The organism is Acinetobacter sp. A1-4-2 (assembly GCF_040233925.1).
Lineage (GTDB): Bacteria > Pseudomonadota > Gammaproteobacteria > Pseudomonadales > Moraxellaceae > Acinetobacter.
This window is the reverse complement of sequence record NZ_CP157981.1, coordinates 1,180,380-1,206,575: the sequence shown is the minus strand read 5'-3', so window position 1 is coordinate 1,206,575 and position 26,196 is coordinate 1,180,380. Positions and strand designations below refer to the sequence as shown.

Here is a 26,196-nt window from a genome sequence, read left to right as displayed (position 1 = left end):
TAAAAATAGTTCCAGCACAAATTCAAGACACTAATTTTTATAGAAAAATAAAAACCTCAAAATAAAGAGACCCTATTTGGAACACAAAACATCACCCTTAAATCTGTATTTTAATCTTCTCCCTACAGGCTCGTATTTTGAGTAAAATAGCCCTGAATAACTTGAAAGAGAGGATCTTATGGTTCAACTGATTAAAAAAGGCGGCTTACGCGAACGTGCCAACCGTAGTCGCAGCTATAAAGGTTCAGAAAATACAGAAGCAACCTTAAAGCCTAATCGCTACGTACAACCTCAAAAAAATGAGCAAGTCACATCCCCTGCGGTCCTATCCATACCAGTTACCGATGAAACTGCTTCCAATAGTTAAAACATGGCAAGTACGTCATACCATAACCAGATGGCGAAAATCAGAAATAACCCGCCCGAAATCACATCAATATAACTGCCAGAATGCTGATAGGCCGTTTTAATTTTTGGCCTAGACAAAATCAGCATGAGCAAAGTAAAGACCAAAAAAGTTTGGATTGGGATAATAATGGCCAGCTGTGTTTTTAAATAGCTCGAAGCTGAAGAACTTAAGGCCAAAGAAAAGACACTACTAAAATAAATCAGCGTTTTAGGGTTGGAGAGATTGGTCAACAATCCCGATAAAAAATAATTTTGCGCATCTGCTGTTGCAACTTGCTGACCATCCGTCTCTATGCCGGTGTGCTGTTTAAGGGTTTTTAAACCGCCATTCAGCATGGCCCAGCCCATCCGTGCCAGAAATAGGCCACCGACCAGCATTAAAATCTGTTGTATCCATGGAAATTGTTCAACCAGCACAGTAAAGCCCAGCAAGGTCAGTACCACCCAAACCAGAATGCCGACTGAAATACCCAGAATAATCTTTAATGTATTGGCTCTTGAGGTCGATGCCGAACTTCTGGCAATCAATAAAACATCAGGTCCCGGGCTAAGCTGTGCAACAAAATGCAGTGCACAAATGGTCAAAAGCAGTGACATAGAAATAGTGGAGATTTTTAAAAAACGTATTATATCGTTTGTTTAATCTTTTGCATGATTGCAGCTTTAAATAATTTAGATAAAAATTCAAAACATAAAAAAGCCGAAGCATGATGATTCGGCTTAAAAAATATCATTTTAAAAATTATTTTTTCACACCTTTCAATTCAATTTTTTTCGCTTCAGGTGTTACTTCACGTGCTTCACCATCAATGATGCTGGAATCGCGATGCTGTGAACCGCCTTGCTGCATGCCTTGCATTTGACGCATTAAATCCGCAAATGGGTTTTGCCCTTGAGCATCACCGCCCATGCCATTCATATTACCCATCATGCCACCCATCATTTTATCCATCATGGCTTGCTGACGTTTGGCCATGGTTTTCATCATGACATTTTTAAAGGCATTCTGAACGCCCGGAATCAAAATTAACAATGCCAGAACATCGGTAATTAAACCTGGAATCAGCAGGAAAAAACCGGCCAGAATTTTAGGCAAATTATTGGTCAATGCAGGATCACCACTCATTTGCCCCATTTGCATTTGCTGCATTTGTGGCATCAAACCTACTGAATATTTACGAATCAGGTTCATCCCGATAAAGAAGGCTGCAACAAACCAGAAAAATACGTACCACATGCTGCCGACGAGGTCACCCACGCCAATCCAGACAAAAACTTCCAGGATTAAGCCAACCAGTACAATAAGAAATAATTTCATGAAAATTAATCTAATCTCAACAAAATGAATAAGGTGTAGTCATTAACTGCTTAATCACTATCAAGCTTTTTTGCTACGCTTATGTAACAATATGGGCATTATTTTATTTTTAAAGGCTTTGCATGTCATTAATTATCGGTATTGACCCCGGTTCACGCTTAACAGGTTATGGCATTATCGAAAAAGATGGGCAAAAATTAACATTTGTAGATGCAGGAACCATTCGTACCGAAACCCCGGAAATGCCTGAACGCTTGAAACGGATTTTTGCAGGTGTGGAACGGATTGTTAAATTTCATGGCCCTACCGAAGCTGCAGTTGAACAGGTCTTTATGGCACAAAACCCGGACTCTGCTTTAAAACTGGGACAAGCTCGTGGTGCAGCCATTGCCGCCTTGGTGAATCTGGATTTGCAGGTGGCTGAATATACTGCCCGTCAAATCAAGCAGTCTGTAGTCGGTTATGGTGCAGCGGATAAAGAACAGGTACAGATGATGGTGATGCGGATTTTAAATTTAAGCATCAAACCACAGCAGGATGCTGCCGATGCCTTGGCTGCCGCCATTTGTCATGCCCATGCCTCAGGCAGTATGAGTAAAATGGCGGTACTGAATGCCTTGGGTGGCATGGCCCGTGGGCGTAGCCGTTACAGTGGCAGAAGACGTTAAGCACGTTTAAAGATAAGGTGCAAAATCCTGACGCATTTCCCGGACCGAGGGTTGTTTACTATAAGTAAAGGTCACTCTCCGTCCAAAATTTCGTATATTCTTTTTCTGATTTTGGTCAATTCGAATCATGATTCGCTCTTCAAACTGGTCATGAGTATTGTACTCACCGATAACAATCACACCATTTCTTTCAATGACTTTATATGGGCTAAATTCTTTTTGTACAATGTCTTTAAATGATTTTTTAGCCGAACCAGAATCTGCACGTTGCGTATAAATCACCAGAACAATACAAGCAATTACAACAATAGCGACCACCAGATATTTATCCATCTTTTCCTTTAACTCATTATTCTTATCGTTTCTTATTTAATACAGGATTTTAAATTCTTTAAGATAAGCATCGGGCTGGACTGGTGTTTGAATAATTCCTGAAACTTCTGCCCGACTCGGCCCTAGCCAACTTCACTGCAAAAGCTCTTCAATGATCAGTGCATCGCCTGCAACCAAGGCCTCCACTTCACCCGTAGTCAAATTTTTCAATAACCTTTTAACTCTAATTCTTCAGCCTGCTGGGCAAACCAGCGACGATAACTGACGCCTTGAACCTTACCCTGAATAATCAGTTTAACCATCCTATTCATTTGCCATTTCCCTGATTCACTACATGATAAATTGCTGCATGCATATGCTGCGCCTGCAAACCACGCATGCCTTGCTCTGCCAGCCAGTCCCCCGCCAAGGCATGCAAAGTTACAATTTCATGCAGCTGGATTTTCCCGGCAAATTGCGCCTTTAAACTGGCAGCCATACCCGCCAAGACATCGCCCATACCGCCAGTTCCCATACCGGCATTTCCGGCGGTACAAATCCACAGCTGATCTTGCAGAATTAAACTGCCTGAACCTTTCAGTACCCATTGTCCGGCATATTTTTCCTGAAGGGCATGTATCGCTGCGACTCGATCATTTTCAACATCTTTGACTGAACACCCCAACAATTTTGCTGCCTCACCCGAATGAGGTGTGGCATAACTATTTGCTTTTAATATGTCGGGATGCTCCGCTAAGAACCACAATGCATCAGCATCCAGCACCACATGTAAATGGTCAACTGAATTTAACTTCGGAAACCATTTAAAATAGTGCTGTTCTGACCATGCATCACGGCCAAGTCCCATGCCAAAACTGACAGCATCAACATGATCTAATAATTGCTGAATCTCGACTTTGGTCAAGACATTAATATCTCGCAGCATGATATTGGGTGAACGTGCCAAAATTGCAGTGTGATGTTTTTCATGACAGACAATGGTGACTTTGCCCGCCCCGGCACTAAACGCAGATTCAGCCGCCATCATTACTGCACCACCCATATTTTCATGGCCACCAACGACCAACACATGACCATAACTACCTTTATGACCAAAAGCTTGGCGTTGCGGTAAATGAATACTCTGCGATGAAAGCTGGGCAATGGGCTTTAATTCAGCATCGGTAGGAATCAGGGAAATCACCTCCACCTGTCCGGCAAACTCTTTGCCTTGTCCGGTAAAGAGTCCAGCTTTCAAGCCCAAAGCTGTATAGGTATAATCTGCCTTAATGGCGCAGGGTAAGGGCTGACCACTATTTGCTTGTAAGCCGCTTGGAATATCAATGGCGATTTTCAGGCCTGTTTCAGCATTGATACTTTGAATGATCTGTTGCCAGTCTGCCCCCAGTTCCCGGTTTAAGCCGATGCCAAATAGTGCATCAATATAACCATCATATTTTTTTTGAAATGCAAACCCTGCATAAATGTTGATTTCAGTACTTACTGCCTCCTGATAGGCAGTGTTCAAATCTTTGGATGCACCCAATTCAGCAGCATAAATATCTACATCAAAACCATATTGTTTTAAATATTTAGCCGTCAGATAACCATCTCCGGCATTATTGCCCTGTCCACAGCAGACCGCAATATTTCGGATATTTTGTCGCTGAAAAATGGGAACTAAGCGCTGCGCAATCATCCAGGCCACTTGCTGCATTAAGCCATAAGAACTGTTTTGCTTGGCAAACCAGCGTTGCTCCCAAGCTTGAATACTTTGGCTATGATAAACAGGGCTATGGTAAACTTGCTGAGGCATTGTTCTTCCTTTTTTATATCATTATGGCTTCATCCGCAGCATCACAAAAAATTCCTTTAGATCAAACCGATCCTGAAGCGCTGAAAGCGTGGATTAAAGCACAGGCGTTGCAATTAGGTTTTAGTGATTGTGTCATTGCCAAACCGGATGCTCAAGAAGAATTACCACGTTTTCAAGAATATTTGAAACGTGGCTACCATGGCGACATGAAATTTCTAGAAGAAAACCTGGAAAAACGGGCTGATCCGACTTTACTAGTGCCGGGGACCAAAAGCATTATCTGTGTCCGGATGAACTACTTGGTGGAAACACCCAAGCCACGTTATGTCCCGGATGAACCAAATGCCGCCATCATTGCACGTTATGCGCGTGGTCGAGATTATCATAAAACTATGCGTGGCCGTCTCAAAACATTAGCCAGCAAAATTCGGGAAAAAGTGGGAGATTTTGAATCTCGTCCCTTTGCCGACTCTGCTCCCATCTTTGAAAAATCTTTGGCTGAAAATGCCGGCATGGGCTGGACCGGAAAACACACCTTACTGATCCATAAAAAATCAGGTTCATTTTTTGTTTTAGGTGAATTGTTCACCTCGCTGGATTTGCCTTTTGATGCTCCAGCCAGCAAACACTGTGGCTCGTGTACAGCGTGTATTGATATTTGCCCAACCCAAGCCATTGTTGAACCCTATATGCTCGATGCATGTAAATGTATTGCCTATTTGACCATTGAATATCAAGGCATTATTCCTGAAGAATTACGCCGTGGCATCGGTAACCGCGTGTTTGGCTGTGATGATTGCCAGCTGATCTGTCCCTGGAACAGCTTTGCCAAGAAAGCCACTATTGAAGATTTTAATCCGCGACATGGTTTAGATCAGGTGAGTTTACTGGACTTATGGCATTGGGATGAACAGACTTTTTTAGCCCATACCGAAGGCAGCCCACTACGGCGCACTGGTTACCAAAGCTTTATGCGTAATATTGCCATTGGTTTGGGCAATGCACCTTTTTCCACAGAAATTATGGAAACTTTAAAGCAAACTCGCGACCAGCATGATGAGATTGTGCAAGTCCATATTGACTGGGCAATTCAAGAACATCTGGCCAAATCCAGTTCCATACTGAGCCAAAATTAACAGCTATTGCTCCAGTTTTTTAATTTCAAGATACTGACAAAGTTTTACCTTAATAAAAAACATAAACTCCAGATCAGGACAAAATTATAAAAACAATAAAAAAACTTTGCAGTGATATTTATAGTAAATAGCTTCAATTTGCTACTAAATATACAATCTTACAATTACTATAAACTTTAAAAATCAATCGTTAGATGCTATTAAATTTGGTCGTTTATGCCTTTGGATTTGGCATAAATTATGTATGATAAAAGTAATAATGAAGATATTTATGGAATTTCACTAATGAATGTACGTAATGACTGGACACGAGAAGAAATTCAGGATTTATATAACCAGCCTTTTTTAGATCTGGTTTTTGAAGCACAGCGCATTCATCGTGAACATTTTGCTGCAAATACCATTCAGGTCAGTACACTACTTTCGATCAAAACAGGTAAATGCCCGGAAGACTGTAAGTATTGTTCACAATCGGCGCATTATGATTCGAAACTTGAAGCCGAAAAACGTATTGCCGTGGATAAAGTGATTCAGGAAGCCAAAGAAGCGCTTGCTTCTGGTTCATCTCGTTTCTGCATGGGTGCAGCATGGCGTAATCCACATGAACGCGATATGCCTTATGTACTGGAAATGGTACGGGAAGTAAAATCCTTGGGTCTGGAAACCTGCATGACTTTAGGCATGCTCAACCAGTCGCAAGCAGAACGTTTAAAAGATGCAGGGCTAGACTATTACAACCACAATCTAGATACCTCACGTGAATATTATTCCAATGTGATCAGTACCCGTACCTTTGATGACCGCTTAAATACTCTGGATTTTGTCCGTCAAGCCGGCATGAAAGTGTGTAGTGGCGGAATTGTCGGTTTGGGTGAAAGCAGCCAGGACCGTATTGGTTTATTGCATGAGTTAGCGACTTTAGCGATTCATCCTGAATCAGTACCCATCAATATGCTAGTGCCAATTGAAGGTACGCCACTGGCTGATGTGGAAAAACTAGATGTGACTGAATGGATTCGTACCATTGCGGTTGCCCGGATTATTATGCCTAAAAGCTATATTCGCCTGTCTGCAGGGCGAGAGTCTTTGTCCGATTCTGATCAGGCACTGGCTTTTATGGCAGGTGCCAACTCACTTTTCTCGGGTGAGAAACTCTTGACCACACCGAATGCCGGTGAAGGTAAGGACAGACAGTTATTTAACAAGTTAGGTTTAATCGCAGAAAAAGCCAAACCAACAGTCAAAGAACTCTCCGTAGATGCCATGACCAGTTAAACTGAGCAAATTCTAAAAAAAGCCCTTTTAGGGCTTTTTTTATTTAACCCGAGGTAATTAACATGCCATAACGTGCATTTAAATAATTTCCCCGACGAATGATATCTGCTCCATTGGCATGGTAAACCACCAACTCCTGAGTAAAAGTGTCATAACTGAACGAATCAAAACAATCCTGATGATGACTTAACCAGACCAAAGTGTCTGCTAATTGATCAGTGACAATGTAAGTATCTGCAGTAAAATCAATGCTCATGACTACAATTTCAAATAGGTCTAAATTGGTAGTTTAATCTTTTTTTCAATTATTTCTAAGAATTAAAAAGTGAGCCCGAAGCTCACTTTTTAATGATCCCCATAGTTTCATTTAAAGTGGTTTATTGATGCCGCACTTTCTGCATTCTTTATGTTCTCCGATCTCTTCCATATGCTCATACTCATACACATGTAAGCAAAATAATTTCATAAGTAATTGAAGCATTTTCTAAACTCCATCATTGTTTATTTTTTAAGTTCAGCTTCTATAATCTGATATTTCATCCTGAAACACCAAAGTGATCAAAAAAAGATCACAGTTATTTATTATCATATTTTTATGATAATTCAAATAACTTAACTCTAATTTTTAAGAAAATTACAAAATAAAATTCACTTAAGTGCTAAAGAGGCGAGACTATCTTCAAAGGCAAGAAATTTTAATCAATCAATAATTTTAGTTTCTATAAAAACATTAATAAAGCAATCTAAAACAATAGGTTATTAAAAATAAAGACTATAATATGAATATCTAAGTTTTGACTATCTAAGAAATAAAAGCTTCTTAATGAGACTTTTTTATTGCCTACCCTGCTTACACCATTTATTTTTGACTGCTTACATAGGATTTAGAATTGAAAAAGCACTCAAGAGAATAGCTCTTAAGTGCTTGATTTATTTGGTGGGCCCAGACAGACTTGAACTGTCGACCAACGGATTATGAGTCCGCTGCTCTAACCAACTGAGCTATAGGCCCTATATGATAGCAAAACTATTGTATTCAATAGCTTGGCTGTGCAGTAATACTATCTAACATTTGCTTATTGGGCAAGTATTTTTTACTTGTAGACCCATAGTAGACGCTAGAAATTATTGTGCTATATTGCAAAGTATTGCAATTGATAGCGATTCTAGCGATGTCATCATCAAGAGTAAAGCTCACAAAGACATTTATTGATCAACTCGAAATGACTCCTGCCATTTTTCGTGACAGTGAGATCATTGGTTTTGCTATTCGTGTAAATTCTACTTGTAAGACCTATATTGTCGAAAAGAAAGTCTTAGGTAAAACAGTACGGTCTACAATTGGTCTACATGGGAATTTAACCCTTGCTCAGGCCAGAGACATCGCCAGAGATAAACTTGCTCAAATGTCGCAAGGCATCAATCCTAATAATGAAAAGAAAAAAGCGATTGCTGCAGAAAAAGCAAAATCGGATTTATCTAAAAGCAAGCCGACATTAAAACAGGCCTTTGATAATTACCTCTTCCACAAAACTTTAAAGCCGCGAAGCGTGAAAGATTATACGATTGTGGTGGATGATTATTTAAAGGAATGGCAAGACATTAAGCTTGATGATATTTCGCGATCCATGATACAAGCTAAGCACTCGGAACTATCACAACGAAGTAAAGCGCAGGCTAATATGGCCATGCGTGTTTTTCGCGCCATTTATAATTATTCAGTTGAGCATTACCTGGATGAAAATGATAAGCCTATTCTGGATGCTCACAACCCTATCAAAACATTAAATGCTAAAAATGCATGGAATAAAATAAGACGACGTAAGACCTATATTAATGAAGACCAATTACCAGATTGGATTAAAGCTGTATTTCAATATCAAGATCGTGGTCAACAATTAGAAACCAATCGAGACTTTTTGCTGACTTTGATTTTAACTGGTTTTAGACGTGATGAGTGTGAATCTCTCCCATGGTCCAGTATTGACTTGAAATATGGCCGCATTACTTCGGTAGATCCAAAGAATGGAGAACCTCACACATTACCAATGGGTGAATTTCTTTTTGCTTTAATGAAAAAACGTCATTCTCAAGCAAAAACAGAATGGGTATTCCCTTCTGCAAAATCTGAATCTGGTCATATTGTTAATATTTCAAAAGTCCGCCAAAAAATTAATGATTCATGTGGCGTAAAATTTAGTTTTCATGATTTAAGAAGAACATTTGGCTCTATTGCTGAAAATCTCGACTATGGAAAATACACCATTAAAAGATTGCTCAACCATAAAGAAGATGATGATCGTGATGTAACAGCAGGTTATGTTCAAGTCAGCGATAAGAAATTAAGAGAAGCAATGAATGCTATTGAGGACATTGTATTGGGTGAATATAAAACAGCTATAAAAGAAGAAAAAATATGAAAACACTAGAATATTTCCATATTGAGCATTGCATGAAATTTTCCAAGCCCTGGAGTAAAAAATCAGGTTGGGCAGTGTGGCATAGTTGTTTTGATTATGAGCATGGGTGTGCGTTTGTAGTTTTGAGTTGGATTAGAAGTTAAAATTTTATATCAAGCTTCCGACTAAGTTAAAATAAGTTGTCTTGTATGAACTGGATTAATAATAGGTGAAATCAGTGATAATAAAAATTGTGACCACCTGCATAATTTGGTTGTTCACTCTACCCTTTTTTTATATAGCATTAACTGGGATGGGACCTCATAACAATATTGATAGGTTCTTTGAGTATCTAAGCCATTCACCCGCTTTATTCACCCTCACGGCTGTCCAATTTCTTGAAGTGATTCTATTTCCATTTTCTGTCTTGATTGCCATAGTTATTTTACTCGCAATGAATATTGGTTGGTTAATGAATAAAAAAATTCATCCATATCTTGTTTATTTTGGTTCATTTTTTGGAATAGTCAATTCAATATTTGCTCTTGCTGTTTCCTTGTGGTTTGGTTTTGGTTTGCTTTTAATTCCCGGTATTTGGTTTGCCTGTTACCTGGTACGTTGGCATTTGAGAGCTGAGCCAACACCCACGGATACTTTGATTAAATATAAGGCTAACTTATAAAAGCCCTCACTTGAGGGCTTTATCTTCTGGCCAAACGTTACTTAATCTTTCGACATCAATTGCGTGGCCATCTGCTTTTTCTGCCATACTTCGATATTCTGCTGTGCAAGCTTCGAGTAACTCATTGTTGGTAACGGTGTACTCAATAATGGTTTCTTTGGGAGCTGTGGGCAAACGTTTGTTGGCTTCACTGAGCTGCTTTGACAACCCACTAGCAGCCAGGTCAGCACTACGAGCAGCAGCATTTGCATCTTGTATTTTTTTAATCGCATTTTGTTCTACCTCAATATATTTATCTGACCAGGCTTTTTCAGTAATGGCTTTTTGTTCCCGGGCTTTTACTATCGAATCTTGATAAGGCTTAATTGCTTTGGCTACACGCGAATCGCATTCAGTTTCAGCATCTTTAAGCTTTCCGCTTAAATGATTGGTGTAAGCAATTTGCCCTACCCATAAAAAGAAAAAGACCGCAATTGCGATCCAGTATTTGAATTTCCATAAGATGGTGAGTATTGGCATTTATTTACTCCATTTCTTGTAAGCATTACCTAGCTTCACGTCATAACTATTCTTGGCATAAGCAGCACCGTTATAACCACGTGCAAAGGATTTCCAGTCTTTGTTTTTTAGCGCATCAACCAGGTTATTTACCTTGATGTACCGGCACATTGCATCAAGCTGGGAGGCTTCATCCTTGTACATGGCATTAATGAAGGCTTGCAATGATTGGTAGCCCAGAGCTTTCCAGTGATAGCCCATGACTTGGCCAAGGCCCCATGATGCAGATTCAAGTGCAGAATTACGATGGTATTGAGCTGCAGCATTTAAACGGCCATGCTGAGCTGAGTACAGGCCATAAGCACCAGTAGACTTACTACATAGATCTGGTCGTTCAGCACTAATTAGACTCAGATCGATATCACGTTTGTTTGCGATCAAACGCTGACGCATGACATGTCGTTCAAATAAAATAACCGGCGTTCCATCTGCATTAAATCCTGAACCTTTACACTCAACTTCAATCACCGCACGGAGTGCTGCAACTTCAATCCCCAATGCTTTGGCCTGTGCTGCAATTTGTGCTTCATTAAGTTTCTTACTCATTTCTTATACTCACCTCTAATTTCACGAATAATTTCAATCAGCGTTCGACCTTCACGCTGATCAATAAAATTAAATACCCAGCGGACCAGTGCCCACCCTGGCAATCCACATGCAAAGAAGAATCCACCTAAAGCAATCATCCCCCAAATGTCTGTCACCCATTGATGCAAACTAAATTTGACAATAATCAATGCCCCACCTGCCAAACTTGAAACTACAGTACAGATCAAGCCAGTGACCCATTCTTGTGGTGAGCGAGGCATACGCATCATCAGTACAACAGTTGCAACCATGATGATAGCTAATGTTGTTACTATCACCATTCCATAGAACTTGAGAAATGCGGCTAATCCGCTTGTAGAGACTGGCTCCATTTATTTAATTACTCCAATTCGTATAATAAAAAACCCCGATCCAAATAAATTGGTCGGGGTGAAATGTTTTAATGAATATCTAAATCATTTAACTTTGATTTCTTTAATATCTTTATATTCCACAATCTTAAAAGATTGGAGATCAATACTATTAATTAATAGTGCTTTATCTCCATTCATTTCCAGTAACAACCAATTATGTTTATCTGAATGAAGCTCAATCAGGTTTAACCTTGTTTTTTTTGAAATTATTTCAGTGGCTTCTGCTTGTCCATATAAATATGGTGAATAACATATAGAAAAAATACTAAAAACCAAAGAAATCAGCATAAATGATTTCATTAAAACAGTGATTTTATTGTGAATGACATTTACATCAGGGAGGGTAAATATATTACTCAGAGCTTGAATGGACTCAATCATGAGCATGGTTATAAATAATATAAATATTAAAATAATTGCTATAAATGGGATATGCAAGCCTAGCTTAATTGCAATTAACCCACCAAATACAAAGATAAGATAAAGCGCTTGACCACCAATACTATTCATGAATTCTTTATATTTTATGCTTAAAAAAACCCCTAGAAAAATACTTAAAAAAATAGGTAATACCAACCCTAATGAAGACATAAATATATATTGTGGTGATAGATTATTTAAATACCAATCAATTCCCAACTTTGAATAAAAGCCATTTTTATATATCAAAGATATGCCAACACTTATAAAAAAGGCTATTGTTGCCACCTCTAAAGGCCCCAAGCTTAATAGTTTGTTAAAATTTGTTTCATTATCTTGCACCATAAAGCCACCCATAAAACTTGATTGAATTGAAAAATTATTTATTAAGTTAGTGAGAATTCACAGTATTTATAATTACACACTAATAAAATAATAACCTTACTACTACTCTATATCTGTCACTGTTGCTTTCGATCCTAAAGCTGCTGCAGATGTTTCCGCTACTGCTGCGGTGGTTTCAGACATTTCGCCCCCTAATTTTTAGCAATAAAAAAGCACCCGGTTGGGTGCCATTGGTCTGTTTTACTTAAACTTCAATTTCTGAATGTGACCCGCTGGGCGCAGGTCGCAAGATAACTTGATTTGCAATAAATACCCGGGCACCTAAATTGTAAGCTGTACCCGATGTGCACAACACTGGACCGGATCCACCATCAACCTGCACCCGGTATTCAGGGTGATTAGTTGAAGTGACGGTTCCAATGTATTCAGCATGAGTTGGGTTAAGAAGCTTTCGTAATTCAAATAAAGGATTAGTCACGACCGATACGCTCCACGGTAATGGTTTCATTGACCTTCTCATGTGAAAAATGGCCACTCACCCCATCAATGACACCCCACCACTTACCATTAAAAGCAATCGTTTTTCCTGGTAGCATTTCGCCAATTTCTTGGCTTACAGGAAGGTCTGCAAAGGTGTGTAGTTCCTGAATGTTTGCTTTTATTAAGTTTGCCTTACCAAAACTGGCACCCGATACCACGTTAAACAATGGCCCTGTGACTGCTTCCAGTGGCACATCGCCTGAGGTGCCACGCTGCAGTACTTTTAGGCTTTCCCCGCTTCGGCTATTCACCACCGTAATGGCATTGAAATCAGCAATATATTCATCATTCTTTTTGATGTTTTGCTGTATCACCACGCTTTCAGGGAGCAGAATGTCATAATCACCTACTGTAAGCGAATCCCAGTAGCCTTTCTGATATCGTGGCAAAATAGTGAGTTTATTGCCGGATTTTTGACTGTAGATAAAGCCACCACCGGCATCAACGACCTGTTTAATTGCATCGATTGGCGCAAGTTCTGCATAGCTCAAGCTTTCAACCGGTACGATCCAGCCCAGCTCATCAATCAGTTTCCAATCCAGGGTAGTATTAGATTGAGCCCGATTAATTTCAGCCTGCACTAGTTGAACAGAGGTACGTTCATTATCCTGGATAAATGAGCGTTTTGGTCCGTACTTATCCGAGTTCAAAGCCGTCACACTCCGGCCCGGGTAAGTGTATAGCACATTGGCAAAGCGCCGAGTTTCTTCAGGATCTTCAAGCAAGATGTGATGCTCAAAGCCATTGATCATGACTTTCAGAATCACCGGCTGGCCATTAATTGGTTGAAGCTTTTCTTTTTCGGTGGGTGCTACAGTAACGGAATAGGTCCAGCACCATTGTGATCGGCTGGTACTGTAGGTGCCATCAATCACTTTAATCTTCTCGCCGGTATCTAATCGCTCGGCTGTTAATGTATTCACGATATACCACCAGTTTCTGTTCGGCAGTGCTGGAATACAGTCATCTGCACCAAAATTTAAAACAACATTGTGTGAATCAACATCATGACATGAGCAGATAAAGTTGAAGTCTGTACTGCCCTGATATGGCTTATGTTCCGGCTCTGGCCAAGGTTGAACCGGATGTTTGCGATAATGAATCGCTTTGGCCTTATCCCATGGCAAATCAGACCTGGTAACAATCTCAAGGCCCTTATCCCACTCGAATGAAAATCGATGTTCAAAGACTCGCGCCACTTCATGTGAATAAGTCAAAGTCTTACGCCGGCGAATCATTTCCTGCCAAACGGTTTCCCGGTTATGACGCAACTTAATTGTTTCTTCATGCACATATTTTTGGTGGATGAAGCGCTTATCTCCTTCCTCCCAGACAACATAAGCATCAGAGCTTAATCCAGTGGCTTTCTCATGTAGTGATCTAATTGCACGATTTAATGATCCAGCTTGCTCATGCCAAAAATCTACCTGATTCGAAATCACCAAGCCTTGGTCATAAAAAAGAGTCTCATTCGAGACTCTTAAAATTGGCTTAGCCCAAGGTATTTCTGTAGTACTCAAGGCTGCGATGGCTTTCTGATAGCGCATATCAAAACCATAGGACACACCTACCAGATGATTGATATCAAATAGTGTTTCAAACTTGGCATTAAGTCCGGTTTGAATCACTGCATCTACCACACAATATTGATCAATTCTGACTGCAGCTAATTCAGCCATAAAACCTGTTTGCAGCTGTACATCTAGCTGAGCAAACTGACCTGTAACAGCATTAAATTCAGCATGAAAGCCCGTATTAATCTGGGCATCCAATACGTCGTTACCATCACTAAGTGCATTAAGCTCGGCGATAATCCGTGTATTAACTACAATATCTAGAGAAGCAAGGTTTTGACCGTTACTACCAAAGTTAAGATCGGTAGATCCTGTCACCAAGTCTTTAAAATCAAGGTTTACCTGGTGGCCATCTGGTGGAATATAGTTCGACACATGTCCACCTCATTTATGTTGATGGTCGTAGAATCAGTGAGTTCATCATAAGGGTACTGCCCAACACCAGATCAGGGTTGGCCAATGCGATATCAGATCCCACTGTAAAGTCAGCCACTGCTTTCCCTTCACCGTTAAATAAACGTGCCCAAATCGCGGCACCTGATTTTATAACTGTAGCTGCATCTGTCTGGTTTAGTTCTATATGATCAGTATTTACCTGTTTAATTGATGGCTTAGGCAGCATCAATGTCACCAGTCTGGAGCTGTTGTTTGCTGCTACGGCTACATCAGCAGGCTTTTCATCATCATAAAAAACAAAGGTAGCATTCGCACTACCTTGATCTAAAAAGTTGGCCAGGGCCTGTAATTGAGCCAGCCCAGCAGCTAAAGAGGTTTGAATCATTTTGCAACCACCTTGTCAGAAATTACAGCGTTAAACTTATCATTTGGGTCAAAAGCCACAATGAAGCACTCCAGATCTTTTGCAATATTACGAAACTTATAAGTACCATCTGGTTTTGATGTAGTCTCCCAAAGCAATAGCCTGTTATCCCTTCTAAAAACACAAACTGGCACAGGTGAATAATTCATCCCTATCTTTTTAGTTGTACCTTCAATTCTTCCAAGTCCTTGGTTTGCATTTATGATCGTTGTAATTGGGCGCGGCAACCCAAGAGCCACAAACCCCAACTGAGTCAGTTTTGAGTAATTGGGGGTATATCCACCGAAGAATGTTCTTAAAACTTTAACTCGCAATTTTCACCTCCTCAACCGGGGCACAAAACCATAAAACAGAAGTTGTACTCTCTGCATTGTTGGATACATGGATTTTTAACAGGTGCTCCAGATCAATGTCCATTGATGTGGATGGGGATTCTAGTCGTGAAGATGGTGGGCTAGTATTATATAGAGCTTCAAAACGATATAAACCAGCTGCAATAAATCCCAGATGTTGTTTGCTTGGTTTATCAAAAATACTTACAGGATAGGCAAGTGAGGTATTAAAACTATCAATATTAGTAGATACAAATGAAGAGGTCACTCTACCAGCACTTTGTTCAGCAATAAGATTGGCATTGCTTGATGGGTTGATCGCTGCATGAATACTACCCACATAAATGGATGAGTTATTAACAATATAATTAAATTGATTAACTGATCCACTTAAAGTCAAAGCATTTGCGTTGTATATACCGATCACAACCGGGTAGTCTAAAACTTCATACTTTTGTAGAACTGTTGGTAGAATCCCATATGTACATCCAGCATATCCCCCTGTATGTCCATTATTTATCATTAAAGCGATATGATATTGACTACCAACAACACACGCTCGCCCAAAGATACTTGAGCCTTGAGAATAATTGTAATTGTCATAAGTTGCGCTAGCCAGATAACATAACTGCCATTCAAATCCAGCCAAAACATTTAAATTATCACGGAATTGAGGGAGTGAATTTAGATCAGTAATCACCCCTGTTGTTACATTTGCTGTTTTGCCAACACAAACATTTATAGAGCCACGTGTTGCACCGATGCTTGGAAAAACTAGACGAACATATAGATTCCGTTCATCCAGATATTTCATTTTATAAAGCTGAACCCGCCCTGATTCATATTCAAGTGCCCAGCCAAGTGATGCAATTCGGGTACTAAAACCGTTTGCTATTGAAGATGGAATATTATCAAGCGTAAATGTCACTGTATTTATAGTTACAGAGTCAATCCAGAACTCACCGTTATTAATTAATGATAGATCACCTGAATCAACTTTTAACACGCGATCCGCAACATATCCGTGTGCCCCACCATAAGTTAACGTTACTTGATCGCCTACAATTGTCACACCAGTTACAGTTTGAACGTTATAGCCAAGCGCAAGCATCTTCTTAAAACGATCTGGGAATAATGCTTTTGACCCGGCGCAGAAATCCAATCCAGCATCCGAAAAATCAAATAATTTAGTTTGTGTCTGCTTCATTACCATTTTTATTCACTCATAAAAAAGACCGCATAAAGCGGTCATATTCGATTTTAATTTTAAACAACGCGGTCAATATCACCGCGTAGCATGATTTGAAATTGGTCTGATAGAACAGATGGTTCTGATTGTTTTACTGTGCGAATCACCCAGATAGGGAAGTTTGCAGCGACCGTATTAAAGCGCAATACATTACCATTTGCCCAACCTACACCCCAGCCTTCTTTTTTAATCGTGAAGTATGGTGCGCCAGTCACCGGATTAAGTGGCGCATAGTCAGTATTGGTCGATCCTGCAAGAGTCAATCGTCCTGTGTACTCGCCTACACAATAGAATGCTTCAGCACCGGTGAAAACAATTGCCCATCGCTCCTGAGTCGCACCTTTATTTGTTACCTGAATTGGGTAGAGGGAATCATTGTAATTCGCTGAAATTCCTGTGCCAGTTGGCTCATCATTCCAAACACTATTCCAAGCTTGTTGCACAAACTTACGTGTGTAACGTGCTTGTATGTCACCAATAACCAAAGCAGACCCAACAATGGTATCGACTGCATCATAGTTATGCGTCAGTGGCTTAGTGAAGGTCAGCTGACCATTGATCTGCACATCACGAATCAAACCCATATCTTGATAGCGGTATTTGACTGTCAGTGGTGCAACAAGATTACCCATTGTAAAGTCACCGCCAAGCGTCACACGACCATAATCATAATCGACCGTGTACAGATCAAATGGTACTTTCATTCCGTTTGCATCTTCCAATTCTGCCCAAGAAATGCGCTGATCATTCAGATTATAGGTTGTTCTAGCAATTGTACTTGGTAATGCTTGAGACTTACTTGAACTAACAATAACAATGCCACCAACACGGAAAATCGGAATTTCCCCATCAATCGGTAACCGAGTGGCAGACAATCCAAGAATTTCAGAATCCAGTGGAATGTAGGTATAAGCCACAGCGTTATAGTGAACAGATGAGGCATCCACCCAAACTGGGACATTGATATAAGTGTCCACTCCTTCCTGATATTCCAGCAACGGGTCATACCAGTCATTCGCTTCAATATCTGCTCGGTTGGCTTCGGTGATTTTGGTTTTGGTGTAGAAGTAAATCGTGACAAAGCCATTGTCCCAGTTTACTTGGCCATGTGCCTGACTGGTCTCGATTACTCCGTTTTCATCAGCTGTTAAAGTCAGTTGCCCGTGTGCAATAGTCCCTACCACCACAGTTAAGGATTGTGGCCGGATTGGCATGATCGGTGTTCTAAAACTGATTTTGTTTACCGGTAGTAGATCAGTTGTTGTAGTCAAGGATTCCAGAGTAATGTTGTTATCAACATTCGGTGTCCAGGAATCAATTTCGACCTTACCGGTACCATACTGAATGACACCAGATGAGATACCACTATTATTAGAAGGATCAACATTGCGATAAAGCGTACCCGTACGATCCAAGAAGGTATCAACACCGACTTTAAAACGCGCTGAACCGGTAAGAATCTGCTCATCAAAACCTGATGATAAATCCAATCGTAATTTATCACCGATCACAATTTTAGAATTGGAATTCAATCCCGAGGTATCTCGATATTTCACAGCAATGTCAGTTGATTGATACGCCTTTAGCGTAACGTCTTGACCTTCAATATTAGAAGTCTGGGGTAAATAAAAAGACATACAACCTCCTTAAGCCGTTCCGTAAACAGTTGTTGTTGTGTAAACCTGCTTAAATTGTTTGGTAATTAAAATAGGCGTCACTTCAACTGCACCGGTGGTGTAGTCAATTGTTCCCTGTATCTCACCGGTATTGGTGACAAGGTTGCCGATAGTGCTATTAATCGGCACATCGATGACCTTGGCAGTACCAGTGTTCTGGCCGAGTTGATCGGAAACCGGGATGCTTAACTCAACACTGTTCGGTTGAATTGCAGCACCGGTGCCGATGGTAAAACTGAGTTTTTGATTGCTATCGGGTGCAATAGCTGACTTGGTTTGAGTGAGCTGAACACCAAAGTTATAAACTATCGTGAATTGAGTATTTTTCTGCGGAAGTTTATTTGGAATAATCTTGCCAGTACCATTGGTGTAGTTTATTTCACCTATCGCATCACCTGTAAATTTACCTTGTGCGTTGCTTATCGCAGACTTACTTTCCCCCTCCAGAAGCCAATTAATTGTCACGCCAGGTGGAATACTGGTATGACCCAAATCAAACTCAAAAGCAGCTTTTTCCACACTTAGATTAGATCGAATAAATGTGACAATCGGTGTGCCCCAATTCAGCAGAATCGGTGTATCCACATCCGGCAAAGCACCTGTGGTCAACAACCAAGACCCCGTTTCATAATCAATCCGGCCTGAACCAAATGAAGTACTTGAACCTTTAAGCTGCCCTGACCCATCATCCTTCAATTCATAAAATTTGCCTTGTGACATGTACGAAATTGAAAGACTACCCGGGGCTGGGATCGGGACCAATACCCCGGTCCAGTTGGTGCTTTGGTTGTTCTGAGTCACCGGGCGTGCTTCAGACTGAAAATACTGATTTGGTGCAGCTGCTGGCTTGAATGTAATATTTAAACTCACAGTTCCTGCTGGTGCGGATGGTGTCCACTGGATTAGACCACGCTGATAATCAATTGTTCCGACCTGAGTTCCTTGAGTGTTTTTAAGCAAACCGCCCTGATCAGTGATCTGCTGGCCTTGTAATGTAAAAGCCACACTAGATGGAATCACAGCTGAACCAATGTAAAGATTCTGGCTGGTACCGATGGCCATATTAGGGTAGCTGGCTGTAATGGTGCCAGTGTTACCTGCTACTAGCACCACACTCTCACCGGCAGCATTCACATCAATGATCGGGGTTTCGGTCTGAGCAGACGGGATCAATTGAGCAAAGATGCTTTTGGCATTGACTGTAAACTCGCCCACGCTGGCATCAGATGACAATGCGGTAGATGAGTAATACAGCCCAGTATCGGCAACAATCGTATCGCGGATGATGGTTTTTGATGTTTGCAACTCATACCATTGTTTTGCGGATAGCCCAACAAAGTCTGTTTCCAATGAATCATTGATAGCGTAGGTTGCGATCTTATATTCAATCTCATCTTTATCAATCACCATCTTGGCAGTACGTGTATCAACTTTAGTAATACGCACATACTGCTCACGCTCTAAGGGCTTCCCTTCATCCGAAATCAATACAATCGTATCACCCACCGATGCCTCAACTTCTTGCGGCCACATCACAACCTGAAGTGATGACATGCCCTGATAATGGGTATCAAGTGGTGTGCCCGCAATCTGACCGCCTTTGGCCAAGTAGTTTTCTACCCGATTCTGAGCAGACTGACGTTCATCGGTCCAGTTCTTGGTGCTGAAAAGCAGAGCTGATACGTTTGGGTCTTTGGGAAGTTCAGAGATGAAGACTGTTGCACCCATCAATAAATCGGTGTCTTCCGTGGTCACTGCTGGAAATATCTTGCGCATGGATACATCACCCATGGTTCGATCCATTTCGGAGATATCATTGAACAGGTTATTACTGATGCCATCCTGTACTACAACACCTGAATATTTACCACCGCCATCTGAGTTGTCAGTCAAGCGTTCAGACTTGTAAATCACTAAATCCTTTGTTTCAATCGCCATCGTTTAACTCCGTAAAGCGTAGGGTTACGTTGTAATAATCATCCAGCGATACCGCAGGAATCCCTTTTACCGGTGCAGCCTCTAAAGCTCCATCCTGGTGATTAAATTTGACTGTGAATTGCCGGTTGTCATGAGGCTGCTCAAACTGGAGTTGAAACACTTCGTTCTGCACCTTGGACCACTCCAAAACAGTCCGTAATTCACGTAGCTTAATCCAGCCCATTTCCCGATCTGCTGGCTGTAAGGTGATTGGTCGACCAGACTTCTTTTTTCCTTCCTGAATTACCAAGGAGCCATCGATTGCATAGTTTTGAGTCTGCTCAATAGCCTTCCACGAGAATTCATCAGACCATAAAAAACCGTCCTCTAATGGGACGGTCTCTGATGTTGCTAAGCGAATAAGCTTCATGTTGATTTCGCCTGTGCTTTTAATTGATTAACAAGTTGATTGATTATTGGTTCCTGATCCGCAGTTCCAGATAATGAGAGCGTCTGACCACCAAAATTAATATTGTAGTTCACGTTTTTTGAAGCATCAGTTGATGGAATATTGGCTGTTGGGGTACTGATACTTGGTGCCAGACTATTGATATCTACTGAAGGTGCTTTGACGGATTGACCTGTAGAAACAAGACTGTTGCTATTCAACTGACGCAACAATTCATTAATCTTATTGGTCCCAGTTTGTGTAGTAAGACCTTTAGATGCAGCATTCTTAAACTCCTGCTGAATAAGGGTTGATAATGGTCCAAAACCACCTTTGCCCATATTTTTTAGATATGCATCTTTATCAGCTTCTAAACCTTTCGACCAGATATCGCCAGCTAACTTCTGAGCCTCTTGATCACTATAGCCCTTGCTCTTAAGCGCAGCCAAAACATCGGCTTTACTGTAAGATTGATAATCATACATAGAGCTAAGAGCCTCCCCTTGGCGCTTCATTTCATCCCTAAACTCCTTGTTCGATTTCGCCGCAGCGGCCTGCCAAGCATCACTAGCACTTTGGGCTTCTTCACGTGCAATCTGACCAGCATTGCGGTAGCCATCGCCGATTCCTCGTGCCGAATTCTCAACATCAACATTGGCTTTTACCCACTCGGATGTAGTTTGGACTACCGCTTTGCCAGTGTCGCTAATCTCTACTGTCAAGCCATGACTTGCGGCCTTGGCTTGTACTGCAGCGATCCGAGCTTTATCACCTGAAGCAATCGCAGCATCAAGCATTTGTGTATAGGCTTGCTTAATACCGTCCGCTGTAGCCTGACCACTCTTACTTACTACATCAAAGTTTCTTTTTGCAACGTCTGCTGCTTCATTTAGTTGGTCTTTGGTTTTAATCCCAAGAGCATTAAATGCTGCAATAGCAGGGTTTAATGCAGCTGGTAATTGTTGTGCTTTCTGCTCAATAAGACTCAAACCAAGAGCAGCTTGCTCACCAGTAATTAAGCCTTGTTTTTCAAGCTCAATTAGTTTGGCTTTTGCATAATCCAATTCAGCACGGGTTTGAGCTGTATCAATCGCTTTATTTAGATTGGCAGATAAGGCTAATCCCGTATCAATACCCTTAGCTTTGTAGGCATCAAGATTATTAACCACCGTCTGCACATCGTTATTTGCAGACTGAAATGCCAATGAAAACTTACCTTGCAGCTGTTCTGTACTTAAACCTGTACGCTCTAAAGCTGCCCTCATTACTGCTTCAGTTAATTGGGCGGTTTTCTCTGCTTCTTTTGATGTACCAGCAAACGCTGCACGAGCATTAGCCTCGAATACAACTAAATCTTTACCGTCAAGCGCCTTACCTAAGCTCTGCTGAAGTTGATCACCTGTAATTTTTCCTTGGTTTTTTAGCAGAATTAAAGCAGTAATCGAATCATTAATTCCTTTGGTAGAGTCAAACTTCATTGCATCAGATATTTTTTCCAATGCTTCTTTGGCTGATTCACCTTTTTTAACTAGCTCATTAAATTGAGCTAAAAGTTTCTTTGATTCTTCGGTTAGCTGGTAGGTTTTATCACGTGCTTTTTCTGCTGCAACCGCGAATGCCTGCTTCATCTCAGCTGCTACTTTGGTTTGCGCTTGTTCGAGCAGCATTTGCTGATCTAGTTTTTCCAATGACTTAGCAAGCTGACCATTATTAAATACATAATCTTCTGTTTTTGCTATTGCCTCGCCCAACCACGTTCCTACCGGTTGAAATACTGTAGGGATTAGAACACCAACTGCTGTAACCGCAACACCTAAAGCACCAAGACGCCCTATTAAAGTCATAATTGAGCCGCTTGTAGCGACTGATGCAGTAGTCGCTGCTGCGGAGTTAGTTGCCAGCTGAGTTTTAGCAACAGCTGCTGTGCGTGTAGCGGTTGCATTAGCTAGTTGCGCCTGCGTATTAGCAACAACTGATGCTGTTTCTTGTGTAATGGCTACCGATGCTGCACGAACACCTGCGGCTTTATCCAAAAATACACCAGCAATATTAAGTGCCTTATAAGCAATGAATGCTTGTGCTGCAAGTGTTAGTGTTGAGACGATAGAATCCAGATTATCAGCAACATATTTAATCGCTTCAGCAACTTTTGTACTTGCACCAGATGCCGCATCAGCCTCCCCGATATATGTGGTCCATGCTGTTTTTAGGTTTTCAATTGAAGCGCCAATAGTTGCTGGGAACTTTGCAAATTCAGCACTAATTTTTTCCGATTGGCTTAGCAATGCCTTTGTTACAACATCAGTTGTCAATTTCCCTGCTTCAGCCATTTCGCGCAGCTTGCCAATCGTCACACCCAGTCCATCAGCCATTGCTTGTGTTAAGCGAGGTGATTGCTCAACCATTGAATTGAATTCATCACCACGAAGCACACCCGAACCAAGCGCTTGGTTTAATTGGGTTATAGCGGCCTCATTTGATGCAGCCGAACCACCACCAACCTGAATTGCTTTATTAATCGTTTCAGTGAGTGCAAGCGCCTGTTCTTGTGGCCACTTCATCTCCTGACCAATCTTGGTTAGTCGGGCATACAAGTCACCTGTAGCGGTTAAGTTTGAATTTGTAGCAATGGCAACATTTCTGACATCATCCATCGCTTTTTTTAGATTTCCGTGCTCACCTATAGCAATAGTAAGGCGGCCAGATAGATTCTTGTACTCATCAGCTGTTTGAGCAATTTCCATTGCTGATGTGCCGATACCTAAAGCTGCTAAAGCCCCAGATAATGCAGTAAATCCAGTTTTTAACCCTTGAATTTCACTAGACGCTCGCTGAGTAAAGGATTCTGCTTGTTGTAATTCTTTATTTGTTTCTGCAAGCTCTTGATCAAGTTTATTAATTTGAGTTGCTGTTTCTTGCGCTTGAGTTCCAAGGTTATCTACCTCCTTAGTGGCCTTACTTGTGTCCCCAACAATATTTGCAGAGCCTTCTTTTATTGCATTCAGTGCCTCTCTGGCTGCTTTTTCAGATTGGTTCATATTGGTAACAAATGCCTTGGTATCAGCATCCATCACCAGTTTAAAAGTTAAATCCTTAGCCATGATTTTCTCCAGGCATTAAAAAACCCGCACATAGCGGGTTAATATTTGAGTATTGAAAATATTTTATGCTTGCAAAGGTTTACAGCTGGATTTTTCACGCTCTGCTAATTCAAGTTGTTTTTTATAATCCAACATTAAAGTCATAGCGTCTAACTCATATTCCTTGCCCTTCATGAATTCAAGATAAGCATTAACATTTGTAGTCATTGCATCAACATATAACAAGCGTGTCGACTCTGCACAACCTTGATATTTTTTTGCGGACAAATTGCGTTTAATTTCCTGCATTTTTGCCACTGGCTGAGATAGCGCAATTCTACTAGTAGATCCTGCTACCGTTGCAGCATCTACCCACTCTAATATAATTTTATTTAATTCTAGAGCTTGTTGTGGTGTAATTTCAGGGTTTTCGGTTAATTTGGCATCAACTACTTGCTTAATGGTTTCTTTTTTAATTGCTGTACCGCCTAATTGCTTATCCAGTTCCGCAGCTTTTTCTGCTTCCAACTTTTGCTGATAAGCAATCTCAGCCTGCTTAATCCTTTCCCTATCCTCTTTATTGCTTTCATTAATGAAGTAAAAGAGAGCTGCAATTATGGTCAGCGCACCAATTGAAATATATTTCAGATTCACAATCAGCGCTCCCAATTAATTTTATATATCTGCCCATCCACAACTGTAATCGTATATTTTTCGCCATCAACATGATAAATATAAGATGTTGCCTTATGTGGCCATCCATTGCGATCATGAATAACATGATTGTATGAAGATTCTGGATTGCCTAGTACATCAAGCATTTGACTATATGATGATCCTCGCTCTACAAAACTAGTGCTACCACGAACCGAGTTTGTATCTACAGCATACGCAGATGAACATACCGCCAACATAATCACTAAAAATATATTTTTCATGAATTTTACCCTTTGTTTTTACAAAGAATATCTAATCATTTGGTAAAAGTCACCCGAATATTATTCCCTCAATTCTTCAAAGAACTTCTTAAATTCTTTGGCATTGGCATGATGTGCTGACCGGATCACACTCGATAAATACTGTAATTGACTTCTTTGGTTTTTCTGAACTGATTTCAAATATTGCTCAAATGCCCCATAAGTCATTTCCATGATTTCACTATGTTGATGGCCCATTGATACCATGAACTGAAATGAATCAAACCAGGTGGATTCATCTGCCTGGGCTTTCGTTGCGCCACGTTTTAGTTTTTCAGGTTTGAAGTAGGCTTGATTGACTATCAGCACTGTTTTAAGCAGTTCCTTAAACCTTTGCTCATCTGAAGCAAGTTTAAAGAGTGATTGATTGTCCAGATCAGTGACACATGTAATAGCTGAAATGACCTGCACACCATGAGCTGCAAATAACTCTGTCAAAACCTCATCTGAATGATTTTTATCTTTTAGAAATTGTTTGATTGGTTCGGCATGTGTAGCCCAGGTATCAAAGTCTTTCATTTGAATCTGACGAACTTCGATTTCATTAACCTTGATGCTACGATTCGTTGCTAAGAAAAAATCATTCATGATGGAATCTCGGGTATAAATTTAGGTATAAAAAAACCACTCCGAAGAGTGGTTTTTCATTTTCTAAATGATTTAATTAAACATTTGCCCAAATTGGTGAATAACCAGCATGAGCATTAGAGCTGAAGATGATGTTACCAATACTTCTATTGCTGTCATTCCTTTCCCTCTGATTTTAATTGTTCTTTTTTTATACAGTTAAATAAGAATATTCTCAACAATAAATTCAACCAATAGGTAAAAAATTATGACCGTATTCAATATAAAAAAGAGACTGAATAGCCATCGATTTTTCAGCTTTCATTAATTAGTTGATTGCCTCATTAAGATGAACTTTCGTGTTTTTAGCATCTTTGCATTTAGAACAATAGGTTATTACTTCAATCACCTGATTCACCAATGCTTATAATTCTACCTAAATTATAATATTGACAAAATGCTATAATACTTAGAACAATATTAGATGGTGCTTTAAATGTCACAGTGGCTTATCAAAAAAACCTACAAGGGTCATACTGCTGTTGCTCACACTGATGGCCCTGCCTTTACCTTCAATCCAGATGAAAAAATCGACTCGGTTCTCATTACCAACTCTCCATCTGAAGATATCCCTTTAGATGTTCAGCAATACTTTGATTCCTTTATTGGTCAATCCGCACAATCTTGGATGAAATAACAGGCACAAAAAAAGACGCT

At 40.5% G+C, this 26,196-nt stretch carries 28 protein-coding genes, 1 tRNA gene and 1 pseudogene; 7 read left to right on the top strand and 23 right to left on the bottom strand.

Features of this window, described 5'->3' with window-relative positions; genetic code table 11:
* The first annotated feature begins 178 nt into the window (after window positions 1-178).
* Complete coding sequence (locus ABJ384_RS06040) at window positions 179-367, top strand: hypothetical protein (RefSeq protein ID WP_300046972.1); 189 nt, start codon at window positions 179-181, stop codon at window positions 365-367.
* On the opposite strand, the gene ABJ384_RS06035 is transcribed toward ABJ384_RS06040, so the two are convergent.
* Window positions 364-1,005: a LysE family transporter gene (locus ABJ384_RS06035; protein ID WP_349929492.1), complete on the bottom strand. Its 642-nt coding sequence runs from the start codon at window positions 1,003-1,005 to the stop codon at window positions 364-366. The genes ABJ384_RS06040 and ABJ384_RS06035 overlap by 4 nt on opposite strands.
* A 145-nt stretch (window positions 1,006-1,150) precedes the next feature.
* The gene (locus tag ABJ384_RS06030) at window positions 1,151-1,726 is read right to left on the bottom strand and encodes an FxsA family protein (RefSeq protein WP_349929491.1); all 576 of its coding nucleotides are present in this window, start codon (window positions 1,724-1,726) and stop codon (window positions 1,151-1,153) included.
* 122 nt (window positions 1,727-1,848) lie between these two features.
* Between ABJ384_RS06030 and ruvC the strand changes: the two genes are divergently transcribed.
* A complete protein-coding gene (gene ruvC, locus ABJ384_RS06025; protein WP_086195067.1) occupies window positions 1,849-2,394 on the top strand; it encodes a crossover junction endodeoxyribonuclease RuvC in 546 nt (181 codons plus the stop codon).
* A gap of 6 nt (window positions 2,395-2,400) precedes the next feature.
* Here ruvC and ABJ384_RS06020 read toward each other — a convergent pair whose 3' ends face one another.
* From ABJ384_RS06020 to ABJ384_RS06010, 3 genes and pseudogenes are all read right to left on the bottom strand, one after another.
* The gene (locus tag ABJ384_RS06020; RefSeq protein WP_349929490.1) at window positions 2,401-2,727 is read right to left on the bottom strand and encodes a hypothetical protein; all 327 of its coding nucleotides are present in this window, start codon (window positions 2,725-2,727) and stop codon (window positions 2,401-2,403) included.
* A gap of 36 nt (window positions 2,728-2,763) precedes the next feature.
* A pseudogene (locus tag ABJ384_RS06015) lies at window positions 2,764-3,038 on the bottom strand (acylphosphatase).
* Complete coding sequence (locus tag ABJ384_RS06010; RefSeq protein WP_349929489.1) at window positions 3,035-4,522, bottom strand: NAD(P)H-hydrate dehydratase; 1,488 nt, start codon at window positions 4,520-4,522, stop codon at window positions 3,035-3,037. Before ABJ384_RS06010 ends, ABJ384_RS06015 begins: the two are co-directional and overlap by 4 nt.
* 23 nt (window positions 4,523-4,545) lie before the next feature.
* Between ABJ384_RS06010 and queG the strand changes: the two genes are divergently transcribed.
* The gene (queG, locus tag ABJ384_RS06005) at window positions 4,546-5,658 is read left to right on the top strand and encodes a tRNA epoxyqueuosine(34) reductase QueG (protein WP_349929488.1); all 1,113 of its coding nucleotides are present in this window, start codon (window positions 4,546-4,548) and stop codon (window positions 5,656-5,658) included.
* A gap of 285 nt (window positions 5,659-5,943) precedes the next feature.
* A complete protein-coding gene (bioB, locus tag ABJ384_RS06000) occupies window positions 5,944-6,933 on the top strand; it encodes a biotin synthase BioB (RefSeq protein ID WP_349929487.1) in 990 nt (329 codons plus the stop codon).
* A gap of 43 nt (window positions 6,934-6,976) precedes the next feature.
* Here bioB and ABJ384_RS05995 read toward each other — a convergent pair whose 3' ends face one another.
* Window positions 6,977-7,189: a hypothetical protein gene (locus tag ABJ384_RS05995; RefSeq protein ID WP_166172073.1), complete on the bottom strand. Its 213-nt coding sequence runs from the start codon at window positions 7,187-7,189 to the stop codon at window positions 6,977-6,979.
* Between the two features lie 679 nt (window positions 7,190-7,868).
* Window positions 7,869-7,945: transfer RNA gene (locus ABJ384_RS05990), tRNA-Ile, on the bottom strand.
* A gap of 160 nt (window positions 7,946-8,105) precedes the next feature.
* On the opposite strand from ABJ384_RS05990, the gene ABJ384_RS05985 reads away from it, so the two are divergent.
* On the top strand, window positions 8,106-9,353 hold the full coding sequence (locus ABJ384_RS05985; protein ID WP_349929486.1) for a site-specific integrase: 1,248 nt from the start codon (window positions 8,106-8,108) through the stop codon (window positions 9,351-9,353).
* Between the two features lie 208 nt (window positions 9,354-9,561).
* Window positions 9,562-10,014: a hypothetical protein gene (locus ABJ384_RS05980; RefSeq protein WP_349929485.1), complete on the top strand. Its 453-nt coding sequence runs from the start codon at window positions 9,562-9,564 to the stop codon at window positions 10,012-10,014.
* A gap of 6 nt (window positions 10,015-10,020) precedes the next feature.
* Here the strand turns inward: ABJ384_RS05980 and ABJ384_RS05975 are convergent, their stop codons facing one another.
* From ABJ384_RS05975 to ABJ384_RS05900, 16 genes are all read right to left on the bottom strand, one after another.
* Window positions 10,021-10,533 (bottom strand): hypothetical protein, encoded by a 513-nt coding sequence (locus ABJ384_RS05975; RefSeq protein ID WP_349929484.1) that lies wholly within the window; start codon window positions 10,531-10,533, stop codon window positions 10,021-10,023.
* The gene (locus ABJ384_RS05970; protein ID WP_349929483.1) at window positions 10,534-11,118 is read right to left on the bottom strand and encodes an N-acetylmuramidase family protein; all 585 of its coding nucleotides are present in this window, start codon (window positions 11,116-11,118) and stop codon (window positions 10,534-10,536) included.
* Window positions 11,115-11,492, bottom strand: a complete 378-nt coding sequence (locus tag ABJ384_RS05965) for a hypothetical protein (protein WP_349929482.1) — start codon at window positions 11,490-11,492, stop codon at window positions 11,115-11,117. The genes ABJ384_RS05970 and ABJ384_RS05965 overlap by 4 nt, the downstream gene beginning before the upstream one ends.
* Before the next feature lie 84 nt (window positions 11,493-11,576).
* Window positions 11,577-12,299 (bottom strand): hypothetical protein, encoded by a 723-nt coding sequence (locus ABJ384_RS05960; RefSeq protein WP_349929480.1) that lies wholly within the window; start codon window positions 12,297-12,299, stop codon window positions 11,577-11,579.
* A gap of 244 nt (window positions 12,300-12,543) precedes the next feature.
* Window positions 12,544-12,777, bottom strand: coding sequence for a hypothetical protein (locus ABJ384_RS05955; protein WP_349929479.1), 234 nt, complete (start codon window positions 12,775-12,777; stop codon window positions 12,544-12,546).
* A complete protein-coding gene (locus ABJ384_RS05950; RefSeq protein ID WP_349929478.1) occupies window positions 12,770-14,788 on the bottom strand; it encodes a hypothetical protein in 2,019 nt (672 codons plus the stop codon). The genes ABJ384_RS05955 and ABJ384_RS05950 overlap by 8 nt, the downstream gene beginning before the upstream one ends.
* Before the next feature lie 13 nt (window positions 14,789-14,801).
* Complete coding sequence (locus ABJ384_RS05945; protein ID WP_349929477.1) at window positions 14,802-15,194, bottom strand: hypothetical protein; 393 nt, start codon at window positions 15,192-15,194, stop codon at window positions 14,802-14,804.
* Window positions 15,191-15,547 carry a carboxypeptidase regulatory-like domain-containing protein gene (locus ABJ384_RS05940; RefSeq protein ID WP_349929476.1) on the bottom strand — a complete coding sequence of 119 codons (357 nt, stop codon included), beginning with the start codon at window positions 15,545-15,547 and terminating at the stop codon, window positions 15,191-15,193. Before ABJ384_RS05940 ends, ABJ384_RS05945 begins: the two co-directional genes overlap by 4 nt.
* On the bottom strand, window positions 15,537-16,772 hold the full coding sequence (locus ABJ384_RS05935; protein ID WP_349929475.1) for a hypothetical protein: 1,236 nt from the start codon (window positions 16,770-16,772) through the stop codon (window positions 15,537-15,539). Before ABJ384_RS05935 ends, ABJ384_RS05940 begins: the two co-directional genes overlap by 11 nt.
* Window positions 16,773-16,831: 59 nt before the next feature.
* The gene (locus tag ABJ384_RS05930; RefSeq protein ID WP_349929474.1) at window positions 16,832-18,451 is read right to left on the bottom strand and encodes a hypothetical protein; all 1,620 of its coding nucleotides are present in this window, start codon (window positions 18,449-18,451) and stop codon (window positions 16,832-16,834) included.
* Between the two features lie 9 nt (window positions 18,452-18,460).
* Window positions 18,461-20,428 (bottom strand): hypothetical protein, encoded by a 1,968-nt coding sequence (locus tag ABJ384_RS05925; protein WP_349929473.1) that lies wholly within the window; start codon window positions 20,426-20,428, stop codon window positions 18,461-18,463.
* Window positions 20,418-20,837, bottom strand: coding sequence for a hypothetical protein (locus ABJ384_RS05920; protein ID WP_349929472.1), 420 nt, complete (start codon window positions 20,835-20,837; stop codon window positions 20,418-20,420). Before ABJ384_RS05920 ends, ABJ384_RS05925 begins: the two co-directional genes overlap by 11 nt.
* The gene (locus ABJ384_RS05915) at window positions 20,834-23,956 is read right to left on the bottom strand and encodes a tape measure protein (protein ID WP_349929471.1); all 3,123 of its coding nucleotides are present in this window, start codon (window positions 23,954-23,956) and stop codon (window positions 20,834-20,836) included. The genes ABJ384_RS05920 and ABJ384_RS05915 overlap by 4 nt, the downstream gene beginning before the upstream one ends.
* Window positions 23,957-24,019: 63 nt before the next feature.
* Window positions 24,020-24,589, bottom strand: coding sequence for a hypothetical protein (locus ABJ384_RS05910; RefSeq protein ID WP_349929470.1), 570 nt, complete (start codon window positions 24,587-24,589; stop codon window positions 24,020-24,022).
* Between the two features lie 2 nt (window positions 24,590-24,591).
* Window positions 24,592-24,873 (bottom strand): hypothetical protein, encoded by a 282-nt coding sequence (locus tag ABJ384_RS05905; RefSeq protein WP_086197342.1) that lies wholly within the window; start codon window positions 24,871-24,873, stop codon window positions 24,592-24,594.
* Window positions 24,874-24,933: 60 nt separating this feature from the next.
* Window positions 24,934-25,500, bottom strand: a complete 567-nt coding sequence (locus ABJ384_RS05900; RefSeq protein WP_349929469.1) for a hypothetical protein — start codon at window positions 25,498-25,500, stop codon at window positions 24,934-24,936.
* A 475-nt stretch (window positions 25,501-25,975) separates the two neighbouring features.
* On the opposite strand from ABJ384_RS05900, the gene ABJ384_RS05895 reads away from it, so the two are divergent.
* On the top strand, window positions 25,976-26,176 hold the full coding sequence (locus ABJ384_RS05895) for a hypothetical protein (RefSeq protein WP_349929468.1): 201 nt from the start codon (window positions 25,976-25,978) through the stop codon (window positions 26,174-26,176).
* Window positions 26,177-26,196: the final 20 nt, after the last annotated feature.